Genomic DNA, 12,080 nt, shown 5'->3' with positions numbered 1-12,080 from the left:
GGGGCCCAAGTCGAGCGAAGCGAGATTTAGGCGGCGGGTGGGCCCACGTCGGCGAGGGGCCCAAGTCGAGCGAAGCGAGATTTGGGAGCCGACGGGGAGGATCAGCCGCGGCTTCGCTTCCAGGCCCCTGGACCGGGCGTGGGGGCGAGCCGAAGCTGCTGGCGGCGCACCCAGTGCCGGACGGACGGCTTGTTTTCGGGCTCCGCTTCGCCGCCGCCCAGGGAAAGGACGACGGCGGTCAGTGCGGCCAGTTCCTCGGCCGTCGGCTGGCCCTTAACGACAGACAGCAGCGGTGCGCCGGGTGTCCCGGCAGCCTCAACCATCGGATCTTCGGGGATCACAGCGGGATGTTCCCGTGCTTCTTGGTGGGCAGGCTGGCGCGTTTGTCGCGGAGCGCGCGCAGGCCCTTGATGATCTGGGTCCGGGTTTCGGAGGGGGCGATGACGGCATCGACATAGCCAAGCTGGGCTGCCTGGTACGGGTTCAGCAGCTCTTCCTCGTACTGGCGGATGACCTCGGCGCGGCGGGCCTCGACGTCTCCGCCGGCCTCGGCCACTGCCGCCAGGTCGCGGCGGTAGAGGATATTGACGGCGCCCTGGGCACCCATCACGCCGATCTGTGCGGTGGGCCAGGCGAGGTTCAGGTCAGCGCCCAGTTTTTTGGAACCCATCACGATGTAGGCGCCGCCGTAAGCCTTGCGGGTGATCACGGTGAGCTTGGGTACGGTGGCTTCGGCGTAGGCGTACAGGAGTTTGGCGCCGCGGCGGATGATGCCCTGGAACTCCTGGTCCTTGCCGGGCAGGAAGCCGGGGACGTCCACCAGGGTGATGATGGGGATGTTGAAGGCGTCGCAGTGGCGGACAAAGCGGGCAGCCTTCTCCGAAGCGGCGATATCCAGCGTCCCGGCGAACTGCAGGGGCTGGTTGGCCACGATGCCCACGGTGTGGCCCTCCACCCGGCCGTAGCCGATCATCACGTTGGGGGCGTACAGGGCCTGCATTTCCAGGAAGTGGCCGTCGTCCACGATCTGCTCAACTACGCTGCGCATGTCGTAGGGCTGGTTGGCCGAATCGGGGATGAGCGTGTCCAGGGCGAGATCGTCGTCGTCGATCTCCAGCTCCTGCTGGTGCTCCAAGACAGGTGCCTCGGAAAGGTTGTTTGACGGCAGGAAGTCCAGCAGTTCGCGGACGAACTCGATGGCGTCGGCTTCGTCCGCGGCCAGGTAGGTGGACGTTCCGGTGGTGGCGTTGTGCTGGCGGGCCCCGCCGAGCGTCTCCATGTCCACGTCCTCGCCCGTGACCGTCTTGATGACGTCCGGGCCGGTGATGAACATGTGCGAGGTCTTGTCCACCATCACCACGTAGTCGGTGAGGGCGGGGGAGTAGGCGGCGCCGCCGGCGGAGGGGCCCATGATCAGGGAAATCTGCGGGACCACGCCTGAGGCGTGGACGTTGTTGCGGAAGATGTCGGCGAACATCGCCAGCGAGGCGACGCCCTCCTGGATGCGTGCGCCGCCGCCGTCCAGGATGCCCACCACCGGGCAGCCGTTGCGGAGCGCGAACTCCTGGACCTTGACGATCTTCTCGCCGTTGACCTGGCTCAAAGAGCCGCCGTAGACGGAGAAGTCCTGGCTGTAGACGGCGACGGGGCGGCCGTCCACGGTGCCGTAACCGGAAACCAGGCCATCACCCAGCGGTTTCTTCTTCTCCATGCCGAATGCGGTGGAGCGGTGGACGGCCAGGGCGTCGAACTCAACAAAGGAGTCTTCGTCGAGCAGGAGGCTGATGCGCTCGCGTGCGGTGTTCTTGCCGCGGGCGTGCTGCTTTTCAATCGCTTCGGGGCCGGAGGGCTGTTCGGCACGGGCCTGGCGGTCGCGGAAATCGGCGATCTTTCCCGCTGTCGTTGTCAGATCGTGGCTCATCAAATATCTCCGGCTCTGTAGCAGATTGGTCCAGTGGCGCTTTTGTTGCTGGCTGGTCTGTTGCGGGAGTTAAGTAGCATCCACACAAAAAACGAACCCTGCTGGCTAGTCTAGTGACGCTTCTGGCGCCGGCTGCTGTAGAAAACCTACAATTTTCTGCCGTGCCGCAGCACGCTGCAATAAGTTACTCACCGGTAACATAATTGGGTTAGAGTGGCTCCATGACTTTGAGCAACGACGCTTTGGACTCTCCGGCAAGTCCCTACCAGGCCTCGGGTTCCCTGCGGGGGCACACCCTCTTGATCTCCGGCGGAAGCCGCGGAATCGGGCTCTCCATCGCGATGCGCGCCGCTCAGGACGGCGCCAATATCGTGCTGATGGCCAAGACCGGCGAGCCGCACCCCAAACTTGCCGGCACCGTGTACACGGCCGCAGAGCAGCTGGTGGCCGCCGGCGGCCAGGCGCTTCCCCTGGTGGGTGACGTGCGGAACGACGACGACGTGGCGCGCGCCGTCTCGGCCGCCGTGGACCGCTTTGGCGGCATCGACGTCGTCATCAACAACGCCTCCGCCATCGATCTGTCCCGTACGGACGCGGTGGACATGAAAAAGTACGACCTCATGCAGGACATCAACGTTCGGGGGACGTTCCTGCTGTCCAAGCTGGCACTGCCCGCCCTGCGAGCCTCCGCGTCCGGGCAGATCCTGACCCTCTCACCGCCGCTGAACCTGGACCCGCACTGGGCCGGCAGGCACCTGGCCTACACCATGGCCAAATACGGAATGAGCCTGACCACGCTGGGGCTTGCCGAAGAGCTGAAGGCGGACGGGATCCGGGTCAACTCCCTGTGGCCCTGCACCCTGATCGACACCGCAGCAATCCGGAACATGCCCCACGGCGAGCAGATAGTGCAGGCGGCACGCGGGCCGCAGATCATGGCTGATGCCGCCCACGCCGTCCTGACCGGCGCCAACCTTGCGGCCGGCGGTGCGGCCAGCGGAAATTTCTACACGGACGAAGAAGTCCTGGCAGCGGCGGGGGTAGCGGACTTCCGTCCCTACAGCCTGGGGGCACCGGAGGACCGGCTTGTAGCGGACATCTTCCTGTAGGGGCGGGAGCGGGCACGGACCGGGGCGGGTTGGCTCTGTAGGATTTAGCTATGGATGACGCACACACCCCCGGTACGCCCCTGAGCCGGAGGGAGCTGGCGGACGAGCGTTTCCTGTCCGCCACCGGCATCCCGCGGCTTGACGTGGTGGACTCCACCGGATCCACCAATGCCGACCTCCTCCGGTCCGTCAGCGTGGAGCCAGCGGCCTGGCCGGACCTGTCTGTGCTCACCGCCGAGTACCAGACAGCTGCGCGGGGACGGCTGGACAGGCACTGGGAAGCCCCGCCGCTGAGCTCCATCTCAGTGTCCGTTGTGCTGCGCCCCGCCAATGCCGAAGGCCGGCCGCTGCCCACGCAAAGCTACTCCTGGTTGTCCCTGATCGCAGCCCTGGCGCTGCGCGAAACCCTCCTCGAAACCGCCGGTATCCCCGCCGAACTCAAATGGCCCAACGATGTCCTGGTCCGCGGGAAGAAGATCGCCGGCATTTTGGCCCAGCTGGGCCCCATGGTGGACGGCTCAGTGCCGCCGGTGGTCCTGGGCACCGGACTCAACGTGACGCTTACCGCCATTGAACTGCCTGTTCCCACCGCCACCTCGGTGGTGCTGGAAGGGGCCAAAACGGCCGACAGGACAGTGCTCCTGAAAAGCTACCTGTCAAACTTCTCCGTGCTCTACCGCAGCTTCTGCAATGCCGACGGCGACCCGGCGGCAGGGATGGCGGGCGGGCCGTCCCTGCATAAGCGGGTAGAGGCCGTCATGGTCACCCTGGGCAAACAGGTCCGGGCGCAGCTGCCGGGGGACCATGAGATCATCGGCCATGCTTCGCGGCTTGACGAATACGGTTCCCTGCTGGTGGTGGACCGCGACTCCCGCGAACATGTGGTCACCGCCGGCGACGTGGTGCATCTGCGGCCGTGGACTTCCCCGGACGCTTCCGGCCAAGGCGGTTATGCGTAGAGACCTCCAGCCGGGCGAGCAGGTCATTGTGGCCACCCGCCCGCAGCCGCGGCAGCTTGCCGGCGCCGTGGCTGCCTTTATTCTCGCGCCGGCGCTCGCAGCCTATTGTTCCGCCTGGCTCATCCGCGGCGGGGCCGCGCGGGCAGTGCCCGCGCTCTCAGGCCGCTGGACTCCGTGGCTGGTGGGCGGCTGCATCCTTGCCGCCGCCGCTGTATGGCTGGGCTTCTGCCTGCCCCGGCTGTTGCGGTGGCACAGCACCCGGTACACCCTTACCAGCAGCAGGCTCGTGGCCAGGTCCGGGATATGGAAGCGGCGTGACCAGCAGGTGAACCTGGCGTCGGTGCGCAACCTCACCGTCCATGAATCGGTCCTGCAGCGCCTCTTCCGCTCCGGGAATATATCCTTGGAAACCGGGTATCAGTCAGCGGTGACGTTCCCGGACGTGCCGGAGGTGGCCAGGTTTCGGGACTTCATCCTGGACGCCATTGAAGACCTGCCGGAAGGGCAGGATGTCCAGCCGGGCGGGCCAGCGGATTACCCCGCCGAAGCTTTGCCGTGGGAAATGAGAGAAGGTGGACGGGATGAACGATGAGGACCAGCAGGAACGCGTCGGATCCGTCGCGCCCGCTCCCGGGGCAGACGCCCATCCTCCCACCGGCACCATGTCCGCCGAGCGGCTCGCCATGAAAGCCCTTGAGGCCAGGCTCCTGGGCGGGGAACGCAAGCTCCGCCGTCGTGAAGTTGCTGCCGGCGCAGGGCTGTCCCTGCTCTCTGCACGCAAACTGTGGCGCGCGCTGGGCTTTCCCAACTTCGGGGATGAGGATCTTGCCTTCACCGAACGCGACCAGGCCGCCCTTTCCACCGTGGTGGACCTGGTCCGATCCGGCAAGCTGACCGAGGAAGCGGCCATCTCCGTCACGCGTTCCATCGGGCAGATGACGGACCGCATGGTGGTCTGGCAGATCGAGGCGCTGGTGGAGGATATGGTGCACGAGCAGGGCGTCAGCGACGCCCTGGCCCGCAAGCGCCTGGTGAACGAACTCCCCGCCCTGGTGGACGCACTGGAGGAAGTCCTGGTCTACTCCTGGCGGCGCCAGCTCAACGCCGGCGTCCAGCGGCTGGCGGTCCGCGCCGAGGCCGGTTTGCAGGCAAGTGAAGAAGGCCGCGACGGCGACGAGGATGACGCCCCGCTGCCGCTGGCGCGCGCCGTCGGCTTCGCGGACCTGGTCTCCTACACCAGCCTGTCCCGGCGGATGAACGAAAAAACGCTGGCCCGCCTGGTGCAGCGCTTCGAGAACAAGTGCGCGGAGATCATTTCCGTGGGCGGCGGCCGGCTGGTCAAGACGGTGGGCGACGAAGTCCTCTACATTGCCGAAACACCCGCCGCGGGAGCGGAAATTTCGCTGGCACTGGCGCACGCCTTCACCGAAGACGAGATCCTGCCCGAAGCCCGGGTGGCCATGGTGTGGGGCAGGATCCTGTCCCGGCTCGGCGATATTTACGGGCCTACGGTTAACCTTGCCGCGCGGCTGACGTCGCTCGCGGATCCGGGAACCGTGCTGGTGGACTCCATGACAGCGTCGGCACTGGAGCACGATGAACGTTTTGTTCTGATGCCCCAGCCGCCCGAAAATGTCCGCGGCTTCGGCGAGATCCGGCCTGTGCGCCTCACGCGCGGCCTGGGCAAGGGGCTTGTCCTGGACTGACCGGCGGGCTGTAAACCGTCCGCACTGACTTTATCCATTTGATGGTGAATTCCGATATAGTCGGAAGACACCCGGCCACCGCATGCCGGAAACCGGCTATGCCGCTGCCTTACTGGGGGAAACAACATCGTGAAACTTCGCAGACCTGCGCGCTCAAAAGGGCCGGGAACCGCGGAAGGACGCTTCCGTCCGCGACGGCTGCTCAGTGGTACTGCGTTTGGTGCTGCTGTTGCTGTGGTGGTGACGGGTGCTGTGTTGTATCCGGGGTTTAAGACCACTGAGGTGGATTTGAATGATGGTGGCGTGTGGGTGGTGTCGAAGTCCAAGAATGCGGTGGGGCGGTTGAATTATCCGTCGCGTGTTTTGGATGGGGCGGTGACGCCGGCGTCGACGACGTTTGATGTGTTGCAGGACGCGGGGGAGGTGTTTGTTGATGATGAGTCTGGTTCGACGTTGAATCAGGTGTCGCCGGCGAATATGCGTTTGGGTGGGGATAAGCGGTTGCCGGGTGCTGCTGATGTGAGTTTTGGTTCGTCGGTGATTTCGGTGACGGATGCTGCGTCGGGCAAGGTGTGGGCGGTGTCGCCGTCGACGGTGAATGGTTTTGATGAGGAGGCCACCGAGCCGGTGTTGGTGGGTTCGGAGGGTTCGGTGTCGGCGGTGGGGGCCGATGACCGGATTTACACGGCGGATCCGAAGTCCGGTGTGGTGACGGTGACTGGTGTTGATGCCAACGGTGAGGTCACGTTCTCGGATGCTGAGACCTGGGGGGAGTTGAAGGGCTCGGGGGATCTGCAGATTACGGTGGTGGGGGATCGGCCGGTGTTGTTGGATGCGGCGGCTGGGGAGTTGTTCCTTCCCGGTGGTAAGCGGTTGCAGTTGGAGAATGCGCGGGATGCGAGGTTGCAGCAGACCGGTCCGGGTAGTGACTTTGTTGCGATTTCGACGCCGAAGGCGTTGTTGAAGCAGCCCTTGGACGGCGGTACGGCGAAGGCGGTGGCGTTTGGTGGTGAGGGTGTTCCGGCGGCGCCGGTGCAGTTGGGCGGGTGTGTGCATGCGGCGTGGTCCGGGGCGAACAAGTATGTCCGTGACTGCACGAATGATGCGGATGATAAGAACGTTGAGGTGCCGAAGGCGAGTGCGTCGCCGTCGTATGTTTTCCGGGTGAACCGGGACCTGGTGGTCCTGAATGATGTGAATTCCGGGAATGTGTGGCTGGTCAACCAGAACATGCAGCTGGTCAATAACTGGGACGACGTCATCCCGCCGCAGCAGACCTCGGACGACGCCGACAAGGACTCCGCCGACGAAGTCCAGCAGACAGTCCTGCCGGACCGCACCAAACCCAACAGCGCACCCGTGGCCAAGCCGGACACCTTCGGCGTGCGCGCCGGAAAGACCACCATCCTCCCGGTGTTGGACAACGACTCGGACCCCGACGGCGACATCCTCACCGTCCGAACTCCGGAGCCGCTCCAGTCCGGCCTTCTCTCACCCATTTACGGCGCTACCGGTTTCCAGGTCAGCATCGGCGCTGACAAGACCGGTTCAGAGGCTTTCAAATATACGGTGGACGACGGCCGGGGCCTCTCCGGCTCCGCCGACGTCACACTGAACATCGTCCCGCCGGGGGAGAACTCCGCCCCGCGGCAGAAACCCAACCGGAACACCACGCTGGTGGTGCAGGCGGGCAAGGTGGTCAGCCAGAACATCCTTCCCGACTGGATCGATCCCGACGGCGACGACCTTTTCGTTGTCGGCGCTGCCAGCAGTGATCCACGCGACCAGGTCAAGATCCGGCCGGACGGGCTGCTCAGCTTCCAGGACTCCGGGTCCGACCCCGGGCGCAAAACCGTTACCGTCACGGTTTCGGACGGCCGGTCCACCACTGAGGGCAAAGTCACCGTGGACGTGCAGCCGGCCGGTGCCCTGCCGCCGATTGCCAACGCCGACCACGTGGTGGCCGTCGCCGGGGTGGATACCGTGATCGCCCCGCTGAAAAATGATTCGGACCCGCAAGGCGGCGCACTGCGGCTAGCCCAGATCACCCCGGACGGAAACTCCACGGCAGTCATGGGCGCCGACCAGCAAACGTTTACGTTCAACGCCACCGCACCGGGCGCCCACTACATCACCTACCTCGTCACCAACGGACCCGCCAGCGCCCAGCAGCTGGTGCGCGTCGACGTTGTGCCCGGCGGCGGTGACGCCGCCCCCGTGGCAGTCCGTGACACCGCCCTGCTGCCCAGCGGCGGCAGCGTTCTGGTGGACGTTCTGGGCAACGACTCCGACCCCTCCGGCGGTGTGCTGGTGGTCCAGTCGGTGACCGCCGCGGACGGGCTGCCGCTGAGCGTCGCGGTCCTGGACCACTCCGTGGTGCGGATTACGGACCTCCGCGCCCAGGGCCAGCTCAGCGTGAAATACACGATCTCCAACGGCAAGTCCTCCGCCACCGGCGAAATTTCCGTGCTGGTGGTTCCCGCCCCTGCGAAGCTCCAGGCGCCGCAGGCCAAACCGGACGAAGCCACCGTCCGCACCGGCGACGTGGTCACCATTCCGGTGCTGGAAAACGACACGGACCCCAACGGCGGCAAGCTCACCCTTGAACCCGTCCTGGCGCAGACACCGGACCCGGCAGACGGCCGCATCTTTACCTCCGGGAATTCGGTGCGTTTCATCGCCGCTGATGTGCCCAAAACGGTGTACGCCATCTATAAGGTCACCAACGAGTCCGGCCAGTCCGACTCCCAGCAGGTGACCATCCGGATCCGGGCCCGGGATGACCAGCTCAACACCCGGCCCGAGCCCCGGAACCTGACCGCCCGTGTTGTGGCAGGCATGACGGTCCGCATCCCGGTGCCGTTGGACGGCGTGGACACCGACGGCGACTCCGTCCAGCTGACCGGCGTGGATAAAGCGCCGGCGATGGGAACGGCAGTTGTTAAGGACGGCTACCTGGAGTTCACCGCCGCAGGCAACGCCGCCGGCACGGACACCTTCACCTACCGCGTCCGGGACCGTATTGGTGCCGAGAACACGGGCACCGTGATCGTAGGGATCGCGCCGCAGGAGACCAACAATCAGAAACCCATCGCCATCGATGATGCCGTGGATGTCCGCCCGGGCCGGAAGATCGCAGTGGACGCACTCACCAACGATTCGGACCCGGACGGTGACCCGGTCAGCCTGGTTTCCAATGGCTTCGAAGCCCGCCCCGAGCTCTCCGTCGAAGCGGCTGAGGGCGGCAAGGTACTGCTCACGGCGCCCGCCGCCGCCGGCAACGAAAGCGTCAGCTACAAGATCCAGGACGACAAAAAAGCCCAGGCGGGCGCGGTGATCCGGGTCCGGGTGAGCCCCGATGCCGCGCTGAAGATTCCGCTCGCCAAGGATGACGTGGTCACGCAGGCAGAGACGCTGGGCAAGTCGGCGGTGGATGTTCCGGTGCTGAAGAACGACGCCGATCCCGACGGCGTCGCCTCCGAGCTGAAGATCGGCCTTCCTGACGGCAACCCCAACGCCCGCGCCACCGGAGACGGCACAGTCCAGGTCACGCTCGCGCCGGAGGACCAGCTGGTGCCCTACACGGTCACCGATGTTGACGGCCAAAGCGCCACGGCAGTCATCTGGGTTCCCGGGCAGGGGGAACAGCACCCCACCCTGGCCAGGACCGACGTCGTGGAGGTCATGGCCGGCAAGGAGCTCACCCTCAACCTGGCCGACTACGTACGGGTCCGCGAAGGCCGCACACCCCTTATCACCCAGGTGGACAAGGTCCGCGTCCAGGGTGCGGAACCGGATGACGTGGTGGCCGGGAACGGCGGCGCCCTGCGCTACGCAGCCCTTCAGGATTATGTAGGTCCCGGGTCCGTTACTTTCGAAGTGACCGACGGTACCGGACCGGATGATCCTGCCGGGCTCAAGTCCACCCTCAGCATCATTACCAAGGTCATTCCGGACCCGAACGCCAACCACGCGCCCACCTTCAGCGGTGCGACCCTCGACGTGCCGAAGGGCGAATCCGCCACCCTTGAGCTGGGAAACCTTGCCAAGGACGTGGACTCAGGCGACCAGGAAAAGCTCACGTTCGAACTCGACGGTTCCTTGCCCGAGGGCTTCACCGCCAGCGTGGACAAATCAACCCTGAAAGTGACCCCGGAATCGGCCAGGGACGCAGGCTGGAAGGGAAGCATTCCGCTCAAAGTCACTGACGGCCGGTCCGAGCCGGTCCGTGCCACGGTGACGGCAACCGTTGTTGCCTCAAACCGGCCGTTGCCGGTGGCCAACGAGGACGTGGTGGACAAAGCCAACGCCGGCAGCACCGAGACCGTCAACGTGCTCGGCAACGACTTCAACCCGTTCCCGGAAACCCCGCTGCGGATCACGTCCGCCACCGTGGAAACCGGCTCCGCCGCCGGGCAGCCGGCTGTGGCCGGCGACTCCATCACCGTGACCCCGGCCAGCGGGTTCAAGGGGGTGATGGTGGTGCGGTACACCATCATGGACAAGACCGAGGACATCTCCCGGCAGACCGACGGCAGGATCCGCATCACCGTCCGTGACCGGCCCGACGCCCCCTCCGCCCCTACGGCTACGGACGTCCGCAGCAGGACCGCCGTGCTCAAGTGGACACCGCCGTCGGACAATGGCGCCGCCATCACCAAGTACACGGTGCGCTCCGGCAACGGCTTCACGCAGGACTGCCCCACCACCACCTGCACGCTGACCGGGCTGACCAATGACGTCAAGTACGTCTTCACCGTCACGGCCACCAACGAAGTGCGGGAATCCGACCCTTCGCCGGTGTCCAACGAGATCCGGCCGGATGAAAAACCCTCACCTCCGGACGCCCCGACGGTCAAGGCCGGCGACAAAAACATGGAGATCAGCTGGGCCCCTGCCAAAACCGAGGGCTCCGCGGTAAAGACCTACAACCTGGAGATCTCCCCGCCGCCGGCCAACGGGATCGCCGTCAAGAACGGCGTGACCGGACTCAGCTATAGCTGGCCGGCACTGACCAACGGTGTGCGCTACAAGGTGCGCGCCCAGGCCGTCAACGAGCTCGGCCCGTCCGACTGGGGCCAGTACTCGGCCGAGGACAACCCGGCCGGCGTCCCCGCTGCTCCGGCTGCGCCCACGTCCTCCGTGGCATCCTCGGTAGGGACGTCCAACCAGCTCAAGGTTGACTGGAACGAACCGAACACCAACGGCGACGCCATCAGGAACTACTACGTCACCATGAGCGGCGGCGGAGGCGCGGCCCAGACCCAGGTGGTGGCAGGCACCGTCCGGACCGCCAACTTCACCGCGAATAACTCCGAAGCCTCGTACACCTTCACCGTCCAGGCCGAGAACAAGGCCGGCAAGGGAGCAGTCAGCGCCGCCTCGGCTCCGCGCCGGGCCACGGGCAAGCTCGCCCAGGTCAGCGGCGTGTCCGCAACCGAAGCAGACACCGGAGGGGCCGGCCGTTCCGTCACCATCAACTTCCGGGAGCTGACCGCCGCCGAACGAAACGGTTCGTCGTACGCCGAGGTCAGTTACACCTACCGCGCCAGCACCGGCCAGACCGGTCCAATCAAGCCCGGGCAAACAGTGGGCGGCTTCACCAACGGCACCAGCACGTCCATCACCGTGGTCGCCAACTCCGCCGTGGCACCCAGCTCCGACGCCAGTGCTCCGGCAACCGTGAACCCCTATGGCTGGCCCGGCACGCCGTCGGCCTCCGGGACGGATGGCGCTGAAAACCAGAAGAACCTGACGTTGAGCTGGTCCTCGCCCCCCGCCGGGAGCTGGGACATCGCCTATACCCAGATCAGGATCGACGGCGGCGGCTGGGAACGGGTTGCGGCGTCGGGGAGCCGCACGATCAACACCGGCGGCTTCAGCGAGCGGCACTACATCGAGGTCCAGGGCGTCAACTCGCGCGGCACCGGCGGACCGCTGGCCTCGGCGTCGGCACAGTCAGGTGCGCAGAAGACCAGCTGGGCCACACGCCTGAACACCGGGATGGACCGCAGCTGTACCGATCTTCCCGGGCCTACGTCCTATGATCCCGTGGCCCACACCTGCGACGGCAAGGGCGGCTACGACCGGCCGTGGATGTCCCACATGGACTCGTTCACCATTATGTGCTGGAAGCCGCACGGCACCACCTACAGCGGGGACGGCCAGTGGTACTACATCATGCGCGGTTCACCGAACGCGACCCGCTGGATCGATTCGAGGCACACGACGATCGGTACGCCGGCCCAAAGCGGTGTGCCGCTGTGCACCTTCCCGACAGGAGCCACACCATAGCCGGAAGGCGCCGGGCCAGGGCCCGGCGCTGGGGAGGGCTCCCCATCGCGGGGTCTGTAAGGGTTCGGTAGGCTTGCGCCGGGGAAAAGAG

At 65.9% G+C, this 12,080-nt stretch carries 7 protein-coding genes; 5 read left to right on the top strand and 2 right to left on the bottom strand.

Annotated features, from left to right (window positions below; translation table 11 throughout):
• Positions 1 to 101: 101 nt before the first annotated feature.
• Positions 102 to 323: an acyl-CoA carboxylase subunit epsilon gene (locus tag ARTSIC4J27_RS13995; RefSeq protein WP_050055958.1), complete on the bottom strand. Its 222-nt coding sequence runs from the start codon at positions 321 to 323 to the stop codon at positions 102 to 104.
• A gap of 14 nt (positions 324 to 337) precedes the next feature.
• Positions 338 to 1,921 carry an acyl-CoA carboxylase subunit beta gene (locus ARTSIC4J27_RS13990; protein WP_050055803.1) on the bottom strand — a complete coding sequence of 528 codons (1,584 nt, stop codon included), beginning with the start codon at positions 1,919 to 1,921 and terminating at the stop codon, positions 338 to 340.
• Between the two features lie 221 nt (positions 1,922 to 2,142).
• Between ARTSIC4J27_RS13990 and ARTSIC4J27_RS13985 the strand changes: the two genes are divergently transcribed.
• From ARTSIC4J27_RS13985 to ARTSIC4J27_RS13965, 5 genes are all read left to right on the top strand, one after another.
• Positions 2,143 to 3,030 (top strand): SDR family oxidoreductase, encoded by an 888-nt coding sequence (locus ARTSIC4J27_RS13985; RefSeq protein ID WP_050055802.1) that lies wholly within the window; start codon positions 2,143 to 2,145, stop codon positions 3,028 to 3,030.
• 50 nt (positions 3,031 to 3,080) lie between these two features.
• Positions 3,081 to 3,989 carry a biotin--[acetyl-CoA-carboxylase] ligase gene (locus ARTSIC4J27_RS13980; protein ID WP_050055801.1) on the top strand — a complete coding sequence of 303 codons (909 nt, stop codon included), beginning with the start codon at positions 3,081 to 3,083 and terminating at the stop codon, positions 3,987 to 3,989.
• Positions 3,982 to 4,581, top strand: coding sequence for a PH domain-containing protein (locus ARTSIC4J27_RS13975; RefSeq protein ID WP_050055800.1), 600 nt, complete (start codon positions 3,982 to 3,984; stop codon positions 4,579 to 4,581). Before ARTSIC4J27_RS13980 ends, ARTSIC4J27_RS13975 begins: the two co-directional genes overlap by 8 nt.
• Positions 4,571 to 5,695 (top strand): adenylate/guanylate cyclase domain-containing protein, encoded by a 1,125-nt coding sequence (locus ARTSIC4J27_RS13970; protein WP_050055957.1) that lies wholly within the window; start codon positions 4,571 to 4,573, stop codon positions 5,693 to 5,695. The genes ARTSIC4J27_RS13975 and ARTSIC4J27_RS13970 overlap by 11 nt, the downstream gene beginning before the upstream one ends.
• Positions 5,696 to 6,325: 630 nt before the next feature.
• On the top strand, positions 6,326 to 11,989 hold the full coding sequence (locus ARTSIC4J27_RS13965; protein ID WP_407681134.1) for an Ig-like domain-containing protein: 5,664 nt from the start codon (positions 6,326 to 6,328) through the stop codon (positions 11,987 to 11,989).
• Positions 11,990 to 12,080 lie beyond the last annotated feature (91 nt).

This window comes from Pseudarthrobacter siccitolerans (assembly GCF_001046895.1).
In the GTDB taxonomy this organism is placed as follows: Bacteria; Actinomycetota; Actinomycetes; order Actinomycetales; family Micrococcaceae; genus Arthrobacter; species Arthrobacter siccitolerans.
This window is presented reverse-complemented; position numbering and strand designations above follow the sequence as displayed.